Origin of the sequence: Sphingomonas sp. YR710 (assembly GCF_900101455.1) — a bacterium.
Classification (GTDB): Bacteria; Pseudomonadota; Alphaproteobacteria; order Sphingomonadales; family Sphingomonadaceae; genus Rhizorhabdus.
Genome location: NZ_FMZJ01000024.1, coordinates 22,699 through 38,985 on the forward strand (window position 1 = coordinate 22,699; position 16,287 = coordinate 38,985).

A 16,287-nucleotide genomic window follows, 5' to 3' on the forward strand; every position below is an offset into this window, starting at 1 on the left:
TATGGGCCGGGGCCGGCATATCATGACGGCATGCATGGGCGGATCGCAATCGACAGTGAACCGGAACAGAAACGCCAGGGGCTTACCCGGCGCCATTTGCTGGTCGGCGGCGGTGCGGCCACCGGGCTGCTGGTCGGGTGGGCAATCTGGCCGCGGAGCTATGAGCCCAATCTGGTTGCGGCCCCGGGCGAATCGATCTTCAACGCCTTTTTGAAGATCGGTAGTGACGGGCGTGTGATCGTGGCCGTACCCCAGGCCGAGATGGGGCAGGGTGTCTATACGTCGCTGCCTCAAATTCTGGCTGACGAACTTGGTGCCGACTGGCGCACGGTTGCCGTCGAGCCGGCGCCTATCAACCCGCTTTACGCCAATGATCTGCTGATCGAAGAGGCGCTTGAGCCCAGATTTCCGACATTCCTGCGTGGCGTCGAGCATATAGCGGCGCGTCAGATCGCGATGCGGATGAATGCGACGATGACGGGCGGTTCGTCGTCGATTCGCGCGTTTGAAGGACGGCTCCGCGAGGCAGGTGCCGCGGCGCGTATCCTGCTCTGCATGGCCGCCGCCGTCCGTCTCGGCGTCGATTGGCGGGCATGTGAAACGGCTGCTGGATTTGTTGTCCGTGGCTCCGATCGGTTCCGGTTTGGCGAACTGGCGGACGCCGCTTCACGCCTGCCATTGCCGTCCGTCGTGCCGCTGCGGCCGGTTGCCGAACGCCCGCTCGTCGGCAAGGCGGTGCCGCGGCTCGACCTGCCCTCCAAGGTGGACGGATCGGCGCAGTTCGGGGCGGATGTGCGGTTGCCAGGCATGGTTTTCGCCTCGATCAGCCATGGACCCTATGGCGGAGCACGGCCGGCCAAGAGCACTCTTGGAGATGCCGATGACGTGCCTGGCGTGGCGGGTGTCGTGACGAACACGGACTGGGTGGCGGCGGTTGCGACCAACTGGTGGGCGGCCGATCGCGGGTTGCGCGCGCTAGCGACTGAATTCGAAACGCAGTTGCCACGGCCGGATGACCTATCGGTACGCAAGGCGTTGCGGCAGGCGCTGAGCGGCGGTGGCAAACGCATGGCCGGGCATGGCGACCTGCCCGAGCTGACCGGAGCGGGCGTGATCGATGCGACCTACTCGGTGCCGATGCTGGCGCATGCCCCAATGGAGACGCTGACGGCGACCGCGCGCTTCACCGGCGATCGGCTGGAATTGTGGGTGCCGACCCAATCGGCGCCAATGGCGCGCAGTGCCGTGGCACGCGGACTTGGAATCGACGAACATCGTATCACGATCTACCCGACGCTGGTGGGTGGCGGCTTCGGCCGCAAGGCCGAAACGGATGCAGCGATCGAGGCGGCGATCATCGCCCGCAAGATGCGGCGGCCGGTGCAACTTGTGTGGTCGCGCAGCGAAGATATCGCGCAGAGCCGTTTTCGGCCGCCCGCCTTCGGCCGACTGCGCGGCCGGATCGGACCGGCGGGCTCGATCGCGACGTGGCACGCGACGATCGCCGCGCCCGCGATGGCCGCCGAAGCGATGGATCGGATCCAGGGCAAGCAGCGGGGCAGCTACGAGCCCGAACTATCAGCCGTGGAAGGCGCAACCCCGCCTTATGCGATCGCGGCGCTCGGTGTTCATCATGCTGTGGCGGATATCGGCATCCCGGTAGGCGCATGGCGGTCGGTCGCACACAGTTACACGGCCTTTTTCACCGAATCGTTCATCGATGAAATGGCGCTCCATGCCGGCCTCGATCCGCTGTCGTTCCGGATCCAGGCCTTGGGGCCGTCGCCGCGGCTCGCCAAATGCCTGACCGCCGTGGCGGCACTCGGCGGATGGGAGGGCGGCGAGCCCGGGATCGGGCAGGGGCTTGCCGCGCATAGCTGCTTTGGCAGCCATGTCGCGATGATGGCCGAAGTGTCGATCGATGCGGGCCAGCAGGTGAAGGTGCACAGCATCAGCGCGGTCGTCGATTGCGGACGCGTCATTCATCCCGACATTGCCCGGCAGCAGATCGAAGGCGGCATCGTCTGGGGGCTGGCGAATGCGCTGGGCGAAGGCATCTCGATCAAGGATGGCAAGGCCGTCGTGCAGAATTTCGACGGGCTTGGGCTGCCGACGCTAACAGACATGCCCGATATCCGCATCGAATTCATATCGAGCGCCGCGGAGCCCGGTGGAGCAGGCGAAATTGCCGTGCCGCCGGTTGCGCCGGCGCTGGCCAATGCGATCTATGCCGCTTCCGGCAAAAGACTGCGCGACCTGCCGCTGAGGGTAGCTGACGCATGACATATAACGACGCGCAGCACCCGCCGGTGCTGCGTCCCCGGACCGGGGTTCTGCTGGTCAATCTCGGAACGCCCGATGCCCCCACGGCATCGGCCGTGCGGCGCTATCTGGCCGAGTTTCTTTCCGATCCGCGCGTGATCGAAATACCGCGAGTGCTGTGGCAGCCGATCCTGCACGGGATCATCCTGCGCGTACGGCCGAAGAAATCGGCGCACGCCTATCAGCAGGTGTGGACCGACGATGGATCGCCGCTCGCCGCGATCACGAGGGCGCAGGCACGGGCGATTGCGGCGCGCTTTGCCGATCGGTTCGGTGAGGACGTGATCGTCGACCACGCCATGCGTTATGGGCAACCCGCGATGAAGGACCGGATTGCGGCGATGATGGCCGCCGGATGCGACCGCATTCTGATCGCACCGCTCTATCCACAATATTGTGCGGCGACGACCGCCAGTGTCGCCGACCTTGCGTTCGCGTCGCTCGGGGCGATGCGCTGGCAGCCGGCGATCCGGACCTTGCCATCCTATCATGACCATCCGGCCTATATTGAGGCGCTCAGGGCCAGCATCGAGGCGGGGCTGGACGGTCTCGATTTCGTGCCGGATGCCATCGTCGCCAGCTTTCATGGCATGCCGCGAAGGACGCTCGATCTGGGCGATCCTTATCATTGCCAATGCCGCAAGACAGCGCGATTGTTATCCGAAGCCTTGTCGCGCGAGCTGATCGTTACTTTCCAGTCGCGTTTCGGAAAGGCCAAATGGCTCGAGCCCGCAACCGACCGGACTCTCGCCGAACTGGCGCAATCGGGCAAGCGCAGAATTGCCGTGATTGCGCCGGGCTTTTCGGCGGACTGCCTCGAAACGCTTGAAGAAGTCGGGATTCGCGGACGCAATGATTTCATCGCGGCGGGAGGAGAGGCATTTGCCTATATTCCCGCCCTCAACGATAGCGCCGCCGGTATCAAAATGTTGGACATTCTGCTGAGTCAGCAGCTTGAAGGCTGGGCGAAGCCTGCTTAGGCTGCACTCGGGCTGTTGGAGAGAGTGAATGGCGCGCGTCGCGATCGTTACTGGCGGAACCAGGGGTATTGGCGAGGCGATCAGCCTTGCCTTGCAGGAACAAGGCGTCCTCGTCGCCGCAAACTATGGCGGCAACGATGCCAAGGCCCGCGCGTTCAGCGAGCGGACCGGCATCAAATCCTACAAATGGGACGTATCGGATTATGATGCTTGCCAGAAGGGCGTGGAGCTGGTCGAGGCCGAGCTTGGCCCGGTCGATATCGTCGTCAACAATGCCGGCATCACGCGCGATGGCACGATTCTGAAGATGAGCTATCAGGATTGGAAGGATGTGATCGATACCAATCTGGGTGGCTGCTTCAACATGGCCAAGGCGACCTTTCCGGGTATGCGCGCACGCCAGTGGGGACGGATCGTCAATATCGGATCGATCAACGGACAGGCCGGCCAATATGGCCAGGTCAATTATGCTGCGGCGAAATCCGGCATCCATGGCTTCACGAAAGCTCTGGCGCAGGAGGGGGCGAAAGCCGGCGTGACGGTGAATGCGATCGCGCCCGGCTATATCGACACCGAAATGGTGGCGGCCGTGCCCCAGGATGTGCTCGCCAAGATCGTCGCCAAGGTGCCGGTCGGGCGGCTCGGCATGGCGCAGGAAATTGCCCGTGGCGTGGCCTTTCTCTGCGCCGAGGATGCAGGTTTCGTCACCGGATCAACGCTGTCGATCAATGGTGGGCAGCATATGTATTGAGCAATATCCTCCCCGGGCTCGTGTTCGGGGAGGTTGCTGCCGACGGCCTCGTCGATTTTGATATGCTGCATCCTGTCGCACGAGCGGGGAGAGGACAGGGACGATGTCCGGACCCATCAAGCGATCGGTAATGATCGCGGGCCATTCGACCTCGATCACGCTGGAGCCCATTTTCTGGGCTGCGCTGGTCCAGGCGGCCACGGCCGAACATGTGCCGCTGAACGCGCTGGTGGCGCGGATCGATGCCGATCGTGCCACCAGCGACGATCTGCCCAATCTGGCGAGCGCGATCAGGGTGTGGCTGTTTCAACGGGCCATTGCCTTGGGCCAATTCGAGGACGGTGATCAGTAAACGTCGCGCCGGTAACGGCCATCGGCAATCATCGCGTCCAGCACGTCACGGCCCAGAATCCGGCTGAGCTCGGTATCGACGTCGGTCGCCATACCGTGCAGATTGCCGCAGACAAAGATTGCGGCGTCCGCCAGAACCCAATCGAGGAACGACCCCTCATTTTCGGCAATATGATGACACACATAGCGCTTCTCAGGTCCGTCGCGCGAGAAGATCAGATCGCAGCGCTCGAGATGGCCGGTCGCCACCCAATGGGCGATCTCGCTACCCATCAGGCAATCGTGCGCGCTGTTGCGTTCGCCGAAGATCAGCCAGTTACGGGTGCCGGCGGGGCGCGCCTTGATGTGCGCGCGCAGGCCCGCGATGCCCGATCCGTTGCCGATCAGGATCATCGGGATCTCATCAGGCGGTGCCGCAAAGCCGGGATTCTCGCGCAGGCGTAAAGCGATCCGCTGACCCGGCTGCGCCATCTCGCACATCCAGCTTGAGCCCAGGCCGAGCTGCCCGGTGGCCGTGTGGCGTTCGCGCACGACCATTTCGATCCCTCCGTCCGCCGGCAGCGATGCGATCGAATATTGGCGGTGCGGCAATGGCGGCCTGCCGATCGTTCCGATGGCATCCTCCGCCGGCCCGGGATAGATTTCGACGATCGCGCCGGCTTCCCAATGGGGCAGATCTTCCTCCGACTCCAGGCGGATATGGAAAATCGGGCTGCCGTCGCTGCCGGAATTGATCCGTTCCCGGCTGATCATTCGCCACGGGGTATAATCGGGTGCTGCCCAGTCCGCCTCGTCGCGGGATCCGCCGACCAGCGGAAGGATCTGCTGCCAGCGCCGAATCACGGCCGCATCGCCCTTGACGGCTTCGATCGAATCGCTGAGCGGCATGGCACCGAGCAGCCGGAGGCGCCGATCGAGACGCGAGCCATAATCCTCTTTGGGATCGGGCAGAAGGTTGGTCAGCGACAGCACTGCATAAGGCAGTCCCGCTATGGCGGGCAATTCGCGTTGCAGAAAAAACTCTGCTTCATCAATATCCTGCTGCCCATCTCTCGATGATATTACGAACAGGAGGGCGCTGGCGAAGTGGAAAGCGCGATCGGAAAGATCGGTGATTGCGACCAGGCGCGAAGCAACGCCAGCGGAACGAAGCGACTGCGCGGTCCGGGTGGCGATCGGGCTGGCATCACTTTCATCGCCAGCCCATATTACGAATACGGCCTTGTCTGGCCGCGGTCGTCGCGCGCGCGGAAGCGCCGCTGGAGCGCGGCGCATCTGCCGAAAAATCAGCGTTAGCAGCGCCAGTGCAGCGGCGATCATGACAGCGAATCCGGCCCATGCCAGCATCGAACTACTGCCCATCATCGCAACGATACGTGCCCCCGGCCGATCGCTTTGGCCTGTGGGAACGACGGCTGGGAATATCGGATAGGGTCAACGGCGGCAATCATTGCCCGATCATTATTGCATGCACGCCGATCCCCCCGATCCCTTGATATCGATTGTAAGGGAGCAGGCCGCCAAATCAAAATCCGAAATGTGCGTTTATGTCCGGATCGGATGAGATTTGTTCGTCAACGTACCAAAAGCGTGCGGGCCTGTGCGGCGATCTGGGCGAGCATCGCAGCGGATGGCACCGCCATCGCCCGCGCCCGGGCCGTCAATTGCCGGAACTGTGCGATCCGTGCCTGATTGTTCGCCTGCCAGCGCTGGACGGCATCGATCGGCGCAATCTTGCGGTGGCGGGAGAGGAAGTCGAGCCGCAACTGACCGAATTCGCGCGCGAGCCCGGCGACGAGCGATCGCTCCCACGGATCGAGGCTGTGGAAGCGCCCTGCCTCGGCCTTGGCCCAATCGAGCCCCAGCACCTCGCCAAGGGCGACATAGGCATGCGTGGCCGAAACTTCATCGACCGACAATTCGCTGGCAAGCGCGGCGGTGCCGATCGCGCCATCGAGTTCGTTGAGCCGGGCAATCGCATCGATCAGGTGCGGATCGGCGCCTTCGGCCGAGATGCGCGCGCGCAGCCGATCCGATTGCTGCTTCGCCTCTGTCCGGAGCAATTCGCCGCGTGCCTGATCGAGCCGCGCGAGGCCGGGGCGGAGCATGTCCACGCAGGCCGACAGATCGGTGTCCGGCGCGATGCTGCGCAACAGATCGGCCAGATGATTGCGCGCCAGTTCCGCGGTCGCACCCAGCATGGTCAGGCGGGCCTGCTCATCGATCGCGGCCGTTTCGATTGCCGCGAAAATGGCCTCCAGTCCGAACAGCGCATCGATCGCGAAATAAGCGGACGCGACCTGGGCGAGCGAAACGCCCTCCTCTTCGGCCAGTTCGAACGGCGCAACCAGCCCCAGCCGGTTGATCACCCGGTTTGCCATCTTGGTGGCGATGATCTGCGGGCGGAGCCGGTGATCATCGATCGCCTGCGCGAATTCGGATTGCAAAGCCGACGGGAAGGCTGCGTGCAGCAATGGCGACAGCATCGGATCAGTGAGCTGAGCGCCCGCCTCGATCGCGCTCTGCAAGGCGAGCTTTCCGTGCGACAGTATCACGGCCAGTTCCGGGCGGGTGAGCCCGGTGCGATCCTGGGCGCGGCGCAGCAGCACCTCATTGCTGTCGAGCCCTTCGACCGCACGGTTCAGGCGCCCGGACGCTTCGAGAATTTCGATCACGCGCAGTTGCGATGGCAGCGCATCGGCCCCGCCATGTTCGGCCAGCGACAGCGCCAGCGTCTGCAGCCGGTTATCCTCGAGCACAAGGTGCGCGACATCGCCGGTCATCCGCACGAGCAGATCGTTGCGCGCGTCCAGGCCGATCCGGCCCTCGTGCATTTCGCGATTGAGCAGGATCTTGATGTTCACTTCATTATCGGAACAGTCGACACCCGCCGAATTGTCGATGAAATCGGTGTTGATCCGGCCGCCTTTCAACCCGAACGCAATGCGACCGGCCTGGGTGACGCCGAGATTGGCGCCTTCGCCGATCACCCTGGCGCCAACCTCATCGCCATTGATCCGGTGCGCCTCATTGGCGCGATCGCCAACCTCGGCATTGGTTTCCGAAGCGGCCTTCACATAGGTGCCGATGCCGCCGAACCACAGCAGATCGACCGGGCTCCTGAGGATGGCGGCAATCAGCGCGGATGGATCGAGCGCATCTTCGGCAATGCCGAGCGCGGCCTTCACCTCGGGCGAAAGCGGAATTTCCTTCTGGCTGCGCGGAAAGACGCCGCCGCCGGCGGAAATCAGCGCCGGATCGTAATCCGCCCAGCTCGATCGCGGTAAGGCGAACAGGCGCAGCCGTTCGGCGTGCGATTTGGCGGCGTCGGGGACGGGATCAAGGAAGATGTGACGATGGTCGAACGCGGCCAGGAGCCGCAGCGATTTCGACAGCAGCATGCCATTGCCGAACACGTCGCCCGACATATCGCCGCAGCCGACCACGCGGATCGGATCCTTCTGCACGTCGACGCCGATTTCGGCGAAATGGCGGGTGACCGACACCCAGGTGCCACGCGCCGTGATCGCCATCGCCTTATGGTCATAGCCATGGCTGCCGCCGCTGGCGAAGGCATCGCCCAGCCAGAAACCGCGATCGACGGCGATCGCATTGGCGACGTCGGAGAAGGTGGCGGTGCCCTTGTCGGCGGCGACGACGAAATAGGGATCGTCATCGTCGCGGATCACCACCTTCGCCGGATGGACCAGTTTGTTGCCGACGATATTGTCGGTGACCGACAGGAGCGCGCGGATGAAGATGCGATAGCTTTCGGTGCCTTCGGCCAGCCAGGCATCGCGATCCGATACCGGCGGCAATTGCTTGGGGTAGAAGCCGCCCTTCGCGCCGGTGGGCACGATCACCGCATTTTTGACGATCTGCGCCTTCATCAGCCCCAATATCTCGGTGCGGAAATCGTCGCGCCGATCGGACCAGCGCAAGCCCCCGCGCGCGATCGGGCCGCCGCGCAGATGGATGCCCTCGACCCGCGGGCTATAGACCCAGATTTCGCGCCACGGCAAAGGTTGCGGCAGGCCGGGAATGCCGCTGCTGTCCAGCTTGAACGCCAGCGCCTCGGCCGCGGCGGGCGAAAAGGCGTTGGTGCGCAGGGTGGCGCGCACGACCGCGCGAAAGCGGCGCAGCATGCGATCGTCGTCGATCGCGGACACCTGCTTCAGCCCCGCATCGATTTCGGCGTTGATCCGATCGGCCAGATCGGTGTCGCGATTGGCGGGATCGTGCAGCGCGCGGAAAAACGCGATAATATTGCGGGCGACGTCGGGCGCGTTGCGCAGCGCCTCGACCGCGGTGGCCAGGCCATAAGCGAAGCCGGTCTGGCGCAGATAGCGGAACCATGCCCGGAACAGCACGGCATCGGCGGGCGACAGGCCGATCGCGATGATCAGCAGGTTGAACAGATCGTTCTCGGCGGCGCCCTCCAGCACGGCGGTGATCGCGGCTTCGGCGACGTCGGCGCGATCGATCAGCGCGGATGCGATCGCCGGGCCATCGGTTTCGATCCGGAATTCGTGAATATAACCAATGCGGCCCTGATCGAGCGGAGTGGGGATTTCCTCCAGCACGCGAAAGCCGAAATTTTCGAGGACGGGCACCGCCTCCGACAGTGAAATCAGCGCCCCCAACCGATAGACCTTCAGCCGCAGCCGATGCGGTGCGTCATCATCGTGCCGATAGAGGCGAACGCCGCGGGCATCGCCATCGGCGAGCGCGGCCATGCGCCGGATGTCGATCGCCGCCTCGGCCGGCGTCGAATGGGTGCGATAGCCGGCGGGGAAGGCGGCGGCATAATCGAGCGCGAGCCGGGTCGAGCGGCGGCCGGGCGCGGTTTCGGCCAGCTTCGCCTCGACCGCCGGCTCCCAGCCGCGCAGCATTTCGGACAGGCGGCTGTCGAGCGCTTCGGCGTCCGGAATATCGGCGACCGGGGGCAGATCGAACATGTAGCGGATCTGCGCGACATCGCCTTCACCGAGCTGGAGCGACCAGTTGGCAAGCGCCGCGTGGGCGGCGGTGGCTAGCATCTCGCCGATCGCCAGCCGCCGCGCCGTCGTCAGCAATTCGCGCGGCAACCACACGAATGCCATCAGATGCCGGCCGAGCGTGGACGCCGCGAGTTCGAGTTGCGGGCGCGGCCGATCGACCAGCGACATCGCGGTGAGCGCCACATGCTCCATCCCGCTGGCGGGGAGGGTGATCATCAGATCGTGCGGCAGTTCGGACAGCGCATGGCGCAGCGCCTTGCCGGCATGGCTGACCGGATCGAGCCCAAGCTTCTCTTCGATCGCCGTCAGCCTGGCGCGCAGCACCGGCACCTGATCGGGCGAGGATCGCAAAGCCGCGCTCGTCCACAGGCCGACATGGACCGACAGGCCGGTGATCGTCTTGCCTTCGCGCACGGGCAGGATCACCAGATCCATCGGCGCCCGCCGGTGCACGGTCGCTCGCACATCGGCCTTGCTGATCAGCGGCGAGGACCCGCCATTTTCGAACCAGCCGATCGCCGCATCGCGGGTGACATCGGTCCACAAAGCGGGATCGCCCGAGCGCAGGATGCCGAGCTGGCCGCTGATCGTGCCGCCACGATCCTCGATCCGATGGCCCAGCAAGGTGAGGTTGCCGTCGAGAAACCAGCGCAGCAGGGCCGAACCCTCGCCATCGGGCAGGCATTCGGCATCGTCGCGCAGCGCCACCTGCATCGCCGGCCAGTCGCGGACGGCGGCGCGCACATCGATCAACGTGCTTTCAAGTTCATGGACGAGTTGCTGGCGCTTGCGCGCGTCGACCCGCTCGGCCTCGATATAGATCACCGACTCGCGCCGCTCGCCGGTGGCACCGCCCGGCAGGATCGCGGCCAGATAGCCATCCGCATCGCGCCGCATCGCGAGCACGGGATGGAGCAGCCGCCTGATCTCGATACCCAGCGCCGCCAGAGCGCCGGCGACCGAATCGACGAGGAACGGCATGTCATCGTTGATAACGGCGATGCGCATCGCGCGCGGCCGGCCGGCATGCGCGGTGATGCCGGCGATGGCGATGGCGGCCTTGCCGGGCTGGCGGCGCGCGGCGGTGCGGGCGACAAAGGCCGCGGCATCGCCGAGATCTTCCGCCGTCAGGCCATCGATCTCGCCGGGCAGCGCCCCGCTGGTCAGCGCATCGGCAAAGATTGCGGCGTGATCGGTATCAAGCTGTTCGTCGATCATGCGTGTCGCGGCGTCCATCATAACCACTCCTGACATACTGCCGCTCTTCTCGTTCATGGCGGAGGGCAGGTGATGCGGAGGCCCCATATGGACCCCCGGCATGACGGGAACAAGGCGACAGGCGATCGCCCGCAAAGTTCGCAACCTATTTAGGGCAGCGGCGCCGCCCTTGATGTTTTATAACGTGAAGCGCCGATTTCAGGCAATTTCGGGCGGCGCTGCGCGGTTCAGCGCGCGATCGAGCAGGCGCGGATCGCCGGTGACGGGGGCGACGATCGCCAGCCGGCCATCGGCATCGCGGCGCGCGACCAGAAGCACGAATTCCTCGCCGCCCGCATCCGCCAAGGCTCCGCCATCGCCATCGATGGTGGCGATCGGCGGGGCCGCGTGCAGCCGCCGCCGCGCCGATGCCGCGCGATCGACCTTGAGCGCGGGCTGCCGCTGCTGCCGTTCGGCCGCGACGATCGCCTTGATGCCGCCATCGATCCCGGCGATCCATTGTTCGACCATCCCCGGCGTCAGGCACAGCCGCTGCGCATGGCGCAGCACGGCGGCATATTCGGCGATCCGCTTGCGATCATAATCCCGGCCGAAGACGAGCTTGACGACCGGCGTCATCGGCGCGCGTTCCTGCCGGACGATTCCGGCGGCCTCGATCATCCGATCGAAGGCCACAGGCTCATCGAGCGCCGCGATCACGATATCATAGGTGATCGAGAGCGCGCGATAGAGCGCCGCATGGCTGCGCGTTTCGCTGTCGCGGGCTTCGAGGGCGAGTTCGCGCGCATCCTCGATCAGTTCCTCCAACCCGATCCCGGAAAGCGCGTCGCCAAATTCGCCCTGCCCAAATTCACTCAGCCCAAATTCGCTCTGGCCAAGTTCGCCCAGGATCGCGGCCTCATCGGCCGTCGTCCAATCCGGCAGCGGATCGGGCTCGGGCTGGGCGGGGCCGGCAAAGGCGGTGGTGACGGCGGCGACGATATCGGCGGGCAGGCTGTTATCGGCCGACAGCTTCCAGTTGATCACGCCATGGATGAAATCGATCGCCGCGCCATCGGACGAATAGGGCATCAGGATGCCGCGATAGAGCGTCTGCTGGTTGCGATGGCTGACGAATTCGGCCTCAAAGCCCACGGGCGCGCGATTTTCGAGGATCTCGGTATAATGATCGGTGAGCCGCGACACCAGCGAGCGGGCCGGCACATCGGCGACGGTTTCGATATCGGGCCCGAGCCCGCCTTCCTCACGCAGTGCACGCCCCAGAAAGGTGATACGCGGATTGGCGGGATTATCGGAAAAATCGAGCAATACGCTGTGCGGGGTGAATTCGCCGAGCATGGCGGCATCGAGATCGGCGATATCGGGATAGGGGCGGCCAGCCAGCAACGACACCCAATGTTCATAAGCGCGCACATGCATGCGGCGTTCATCGGTGCCGATCACGGGCGGCGGGTCCATGGCGGGCTCGTCGATATCCGGAAAGTCCCATTCCGATGCAGCATCGTTGCTGAAAGAACGATAATCTTCCATTCACCCATTCCCTGGCCGATTGCCTGAAATCCATTGCAGCCTGCATAGCCTATGCGCTTCGGCCGGTTGACGATTCGTAAACGCGCGGCCGCCGGGCGCCTGTTCGATATTCTTGATCGCGCCTGCTTGAATAAGCCGAAAGCCGCTGGTAAGGCGCCCCTCATTGCCGCTTTAGCTCAGTTGGTAGAGCATCGCATTCGTAATGCGGGGGTCACAGGTTCGAGTCCTGTAAGCGGCACCAGAAATCATAAAATCGTTGAAAACCAATCGTTTAAACAACGGTCCCGCCGTGGTTGTCCCACAATGGCGTTACACAGCACCCCCGTAAAAGCTGGCTCAACGCATTCTAATATAACAGCAAACGGTCAACCTGACTGTTACACAAGGGTGTCACACAGGCATCATTGCGGACTATGGCGCCGAGGGGCAATCTATCAGTATCGTGTTCGCGTTCCGGCTGATCTGCGGCAGGTCCTTGGGAAGGTCGAAATCAACCGTTCGCTGCGGACAGCCTCGTTCACCGTGGCAACACGATTGGTCAGGACGATCGCATTCGAAGTTGAACGGAATTTCGATACATTCCGCTCAAGGGCCGCCGATGTTGGCGAGCGCTCGAACGAATCCTGCATGGCGTCATCACAACAGACTGCTGCCTGCCAGGAGATGCTCAGCCTTCCGGTCGTATCGCGATCGGTGACGATTCAGCAGGTGTGCGATCGTTATCTCGGCGATCCGACTGTGGGGCGAACCCAGAAAAGCTTGGTCGGATATCGGACCACCTACTCCACGATACTCGCCATCATCGGCCCGGAGATGCCCGTCGAGAACATTACTCGGGAGGTTTGCCGCGAACTCCTTTCTGTCCTCCAGGAACTGCCTTCAAATGCGAGAAAGCGCTGGCCCAAACTTTCACCTCGTGAGGCCGCCGCTAAGGCGAAGGTAGATCGAACTCCGTCAATGAGTTCGGCTAACATCAATGAATATATGAATAAATTCTCGACTCTCCTAAATTGGGCGGTCAAGGAAGGGTTGCTTGGACGCAATCCGGCGAAAGGCTTGAGGCTCGCCGAAGCTCTTGCCCCCGCGATAAACGCAAGCCGTTTTCGATCAAGCAGTTGCGACGCATTTTTAATGCTCCCCTTTTTTGTGGTTGCCGAAATGATGAGCGCTACTTTGCCGTTATCGGCACAGCACGACCGAGGCGCGCTAGGTTCTGGGCACCCTTGATCGCGCTATTTTCCGGCATGCGGCAGAACGAAATCTGTCAGCTTTATACCGCCGATGTGAGGAAGATTGAGGATATCTGGTGCTTTGTGGTGACCGCTGGTGGCGCAGATGACAAGCAATTGAAAACGGCCGCTAGCGAACGCCTGGTACCGATCCATCCGACACTCGTGCGGATTGGTTTTCTCGACTATCTGGCGGAGCGACGCCGCGCGGGAGATATCAGGCTATTTCCTGAACTGCGGCCAGACAGCTTTGGTCTCTATTCAGGCCCGTATTCCAAATGGTTCACGCGGTTTCTCGCTTCATGCGATGCCGCCGAAGAACGAACCTGCTTTCATTCGTTCAGGCATTCATTTCGAGACGCGCTTCGCGAAGCGGGCGCCGATCGCGAATTGGCGCTGGCAATCGGTGGTTGGGCGGGGGCCGGTTCGTCCGCCGTCGCGGATCAATATGGGAGAGGTTTTAGCCCGAAATTGTTGTATGCCACTCTGGCGACCATCGACTATCCGGAATTGGAATTGGGGCATCTCTTCGTCCGGTGATGGTGCAATTTCGCAATGACGGCGCCAGCGGATACCTTCAATCCGCTCCCACCCCGCCGCGAGGGGCTGAGCCAGGTGCGGTCTGCGCCGAATGAACCTATCGGCCGACATTTAGCCCATCAGTCTGGACGGGAGGTGTCCTTTCGGTACGAAGTTGAAATGAAGCATAAAATTGCGGGCGGCTGATCAATGGTTAAGCTAGAAGAATTTCTCGATGTTGCTGGTCCGCCATCTGTCTTGAAGGCTGAATGGCTGCAAGGCGCGTCGTCAGGGGTCGAATATCTGGTTCGCAACTCGCGGTCGGAGGAGATCATCATCTTTACGAATGCCGGGCAAATGCTTGCGCATTCGGTCCTCGTGCCATTGGCTGGCGTCACCCCTCCCGACGGCCACGCGCTTCAATATTCGACGATCGACCCGACCGCACATTGGGCGCTTGAGCACGTATCGGGCGGGGGGGAGCCCGATCGAATGTATCTATCGCCTCCGGTCGATAGCTACGGCTGCGATTCGCTGAGGGGTGCCGAGCAACTGGTGTTCCGCCGCTATTTCGACGGCGTCGATAACGGACCAACGCGAACTGAGTTGTCTCAGCCACTCGTGCAAGCCTTGGGGCTGTACTGGCTCGACGAGGAGAAGGCGTACTGCAAGCTCGACGAGGATGGCGACATTCAGCCTATTATCCGGCTTCGCGATTTGAGTCAGCAAACCGGTGAAGACTCGGCCATGCTCGTCACCATCGATGCAGAGCAGCTACATAGATACATGGCGGTGACGGAAACCGCTTTGCTGACGAAATTCGATTTTACTCGATATGCTCCGAAGTCGTTCTCGGGATGGGGCGAACCCGAGCGAGACGAGATCAACGAGAATGATTTGTTCTACCACACAGGCGTGCAGGCGAATGGCAGCTTCGCGAACGGTGCAATAATAGTGCGCCCGGTGCTCACGAAGGATATGCTGATCTCGAAAGCCAATCGCGCCTGGAGGAAAGAGGATAAGCAGTACGCTACGTTCAAGGCTCACGACTGGAGGAACAAGCGGCAGGCCGAACTCTCATGCGCGCCATGGGCTCTAGCCAGCTATTTCGATGAAGGCTCTGACCTGCCATTTCAGGTTACGCCCGCATTTTTCCGGCCAGAGGTTTTGCAGAAATACAAATCCGATCCAGACAAATATCGATTGGAGCACCGCTCAATCCATGCCCGAGGCGGCTGGCATCTGAAGTCCTATGACGTGAACGAGGCGGGCCAGGTTCATGCCTATCTTTACGATCTGGCAAACCTGCCATATCGTGAGCAACTTTATTGGCAGTCGTTCAACGAGTGGCCGAAAGCGCCGATTTCACCGCGTGCTTATCAAACCGATTTCGAAGGCAGCTTCAGCACGATCCCCGATCCGCTCATTGATCTGAAACACGAGATTTCGAAGCTCGATAAGATCAAGCCGGATTATTGGCAATCGCGCGGCGAGGCGCTTGCTGGAGCGGTCCATTACCCGCTCACTGCATCGACCGAGGAATGGGCGAATGCGATCCTTGCGCTTGATCAATTGGTCGTCGAGGGGTTCGCGACCAAACCACTTCGGCAACGCTTGACAGCAGCGGGGCGGGAATTCGACAAGCAGTGGGGATCGCTGAAGTTGCTTCAAGAGGTGTTAATCGCGGGCGGCTCGGATGAGGACGATGTGATAGAGATCGTGGCCCCTCTTAGGCGACTTCACGACATCCGGTCGAAAGCGAAAGGCCATGCGGCTGAGGCGGAGAAGCGGGCTCTAGTCAAGCTTGCCAAGACCGAGCACGGTTCCTTACCAGCCCACTTCCGGGCGCTCACGTCTAACACCCAAGTTTCATTCAACCGCATCGTAGAACTACTTTGATCGTACGGCGCTTGGAAGCCGCATCCAATCCGTCAGGCGCGGCCCTTGAGCGGAATGTATCGAAATTCCGTTCAACTTCGAATGCGATCGTCCTGACCAATCGTGTTGCCACGGTGAACGAGGCTGTCCGCAGCGAACGGTTGATTTCGACCTTCCCAAGGACCTGCCGCAGATCAGCCGGAACGCGAACACGATACTGATAGATTGCCCCTCGGCGCCATAGTCCGCAATGATGCCTGTGTGACACCCTTGTGTAACAGTCAGGTTGACCGTTTGCTGTTATATTAGAATGGGTTGAGCCAGCTTTTACGGGGGTGCTGTGTAACGCCATTGTGGGACAGCCACGGCGGGACCGTTGTTTAAACGATTGGTTTTCAACGATTTTATGATTTCTGGTGCCGCTTACAGGAGGCGGCCCGGGAATCATGTCGCATGGATTATCTGGAAGCGGGTTTTTTGCTTTGTTTTCAATGATCGAGAGTTCGAGT

The 16,287-nt window shown here is 62.4% G+C and carries 11 protein-coding genes, 1 tRNA gene and 1 pseudogene; 9 read left to right on the forward strand and 4 right to left on the reverse strand.

What is annotated here, in order from left to right; translation table 11 throughout:
* The first annotated feature begins 30 nt into the window (after window positions 1–30).
* The 4 genes from BLS13_RS19370 (at window position 31) to BLS13_RS19385 (ending at window position 4,405) form a co-directional block, all read left to right on the forward strand.
* Window positions 31–2,283, forward strand: coding sequence for a xanthine dehydrogenase family protein molybdopterin-binding subunit (locus BLS13_RS19370; protein ID WP_093454599.1), 2,253 nt, complete (start codon window positions 31–33; stop codon window positions 2,281–2,283).
* Window positions 2,280–3,302 (forward strand): ferrochelatase, encoded by a 1,023-nt coding sequence (gene hemH, locus BLS13_RS19375; RefSeq protein ID WP_093454601.1) that lies wholly within the window; start codon window positions 2,280–2,282, stop codon window positions 3,300–3,302. Before BLS13_RS19370 ends, hemH begins: the two co-directional genes overlap by 4 nt.
* Before the next feature lie 28 nt (window positions 3,303–3,330).
* Complete coding sequence (phbB, locus tag BLS13_RS19380; RefSeq protein ID WP_093454602.1) at window positions 3,331–4,053, forward strand: acetoacetyl-CoA reductase; 723 nt, start codon at window positions 3,331–3,333, stop codon at window positions 4,051–4,053.
* Between the two features lie 103 nt (window positions 4,054–4,156).
* Window positions 4,157–4,405, forward strand: a complete 249-nt coding sequence (locus BLS13_RS19385) for a ribbon-helix-helix domain-containing protein (RefSeq protein ID WP_093454604.1) — start codon at window positions 4,157–4,159, stop codon at window positions 4,403–4,405.
* Here BLS13_RS19385 and BLS13_RS19390 read toward each other — a convergent pair.
* From BLS13_RS19390 to BLS13_RS19400, 3 genes are all read right to left on the reverse strand, one after another.
* The gene (locus BLS13_RS19390) at window positions 4,399–5,751 is read right to left on the reverse strand and encodes a ferredoxin reductase domain-containing protein (protein ID WP_176943696.1); all 1,353 of its coding nucleotides are present in this window, start codon (window positions 5,749–5,751) and stop codon (window positions 4,399–4,401) included. The genes BLS13_RS19385 and BLS13_RS19390 overlap by 7 nt on opposite strands.
* Before the next feature lie 227 nt (window positions 5,752–5,978).
* Window positions 5,979–10,640: an NAD-glutamate dehydrogenase gene (locus BLS13_RS19395; RefSeq protein ID WP_093454613.1), complete on the reverse strand. Its 4,662-nt coding sequence runs from the start codon at window positions 10,638–10,640 to the stop codon at window positions 5,979–5,981.
* A gap of 180 nt (window positions 10,641–10,820) precedes the next feature.
* Window positions 10,821–12,152, reverse strand: coding sequence for a PAS domain-containing protein (locus BLS13_RS19400; protein ID WP_093454607.1), 1,332 nt, complete (start codon window positions 12,150–12,152; stop codon window positions 10,821–10,823).
* Window positions 12,153–12,317: 165 nt separating this feature from the next.
* On the opposite strand from BLS13_RS19400, the gene BLS13_RS19405 reads away from it, so the two are divergent.
* From BLS13_RS19405 to BLS13_RS19420, 5 genes and pseudogenes are all read left to right on the forward strand, one after another.
* A tRNA-Thr gene (locus BLS13_RS19405) sits at window positions 12,318–12,393 on the forward strand.
* Window positions 12,394–12,455: 62 nt separating this feature from the next.
* Window positions 12,456–12,725, forward strand: a pseudogene (locus tag BLS13_RS21285) (DUF6538 domain-containing protein); the annotation flags it as partial.
* Between the two features lie 54 nt (window positions 12,726–12,779).
* On the forward strand, window positions 12,780–13,379 hold the full coding sequence (locus BLS13_RS19410; RefSeq protein ID WP_093454608.1) for a phage integrase SAM-like domain-containing protein: 600 nt from the start codon (window positions 12,780–12,782) through the stop codon (window positions 13,377–13,379).
* Window positions 13,376–13,921, forward strand: coding sequence for a site-specific integrase (locus BLS13_RS19415; protein ID WP_143012023.1), 546 nt, complete (start codon window positions 13,376–13,378; stop codon window positions 13,919–13,921). Before BLS13_RS19410 ends, BLS13_RS19415 begins: the two co-directional genes overlap by 4 nt.
* A gap of 189 nt (window positions 13,922–14,110) precedes the next feature.
* Complete coding sequence (locus tag BLS13_RS19420) at window positions 14,111–15,799, forward strand: hypothetical protein (RefSeq protein ID WP_093454611.1); 1,689 nt, start codon at window positions 14,111–14,113, stop codon at window positions 15,797–15,799.
* Here BLS13_RS19420 and BLS13_RS21290 read toward each other — a convergent pair.
* Window positions 15,774–16,226, reverse strand: a complete 453-nt coding sequence (locus BLS13_RS21290) for a DUF6538 domain-containing protein (RefSeq protein WP_371128227.1) — start codon at window positions 16,224–16,226, stop codon at window positions 15,774–15,776. The two genes, BLS13_RS19420 and BLS13_RS21290, sit on opposite strands and share 26 nt — an antisense overlap.
* Window positions 16,227–16,287 lie beyond the last annotated feature (61 nt).

What these genes read in the sequence shown, in the direction of transcription:
- BLS13_RS19370 (WP_093454599.1), top strand. Translation starts at nt 31, where the DNA reads ATGCATGGGCGGATCGCAATCGACAGTGAACCGGAACAGAAACGCCAG.
- BLS13_RS21290 (WP_371128227.1), bottom strand. Translation starts at nt 16,226, where the DNA reads ATGATTCCCGGGCCGCCTCCTGTAAGCGGCACCAGAAATCATAAAATC.
- BLS13_RS19420 (WP_093454611.1), top strand. Translation starts at nt 14,111, where the DNA reads ATGGTTAAGCTAGAAGAATTTCTCGATGTTGCTGGTCCGCCATCTGTC.
- BLS13_RS19395 (WP_093454613.1), bottom strand. Translation starts at nt 10,640, where the DNA reads ATGGACGCCGCGACACGCATGATCGACGAACAGCTTGATACCGATCAC.
- BLS13_RS19385 (WP_093454604.1), top strand. Translation starts at nt 4,157, where the DNA reads ATGTCCGGACCCATCAAGCGATCGGTAATGATCGCGGGCCATTCGACC.
- hemH (WP_093454601.1), top strand. Translation starts at nt 2,280, where the DNA reads ATGACATATAACGACGCGCAGCACCCGCCGGTGCTGCGTCCCCGGACC.
- phbB (WP_093454602.1), top strand. Translation starts at nt 3,331, where the DNA reads ATGGCGCGCGTCGCGATCGTTACTGGCGGAACCAGGGGTATTGGCGAG.
- BLS13_RS19400 (WP_093454607.1), bottom strand. Translation starts at nt 12,152, where the DNA reads ATGGAAGATTATCGTTCTTTCAGCAACGATGCTGCATCGGAATGGGAC.
- BLS13_RS19410 (WP_093454608.1), top strand. Translation starts at nt 12,780, where the DNA reads ATGGCGTCATCACAACAGACTGCTGCCTGCCAGGAGATGCTCAGCCTT.
- BLS13_RS19390 (WP_176943696.1), bottom strand. Translation starts at nt 5,751, where the DNA reads ATGCTGGCATGGGCCGGATTCGCTGTCATGATCGCCGCTGCACTGGCG.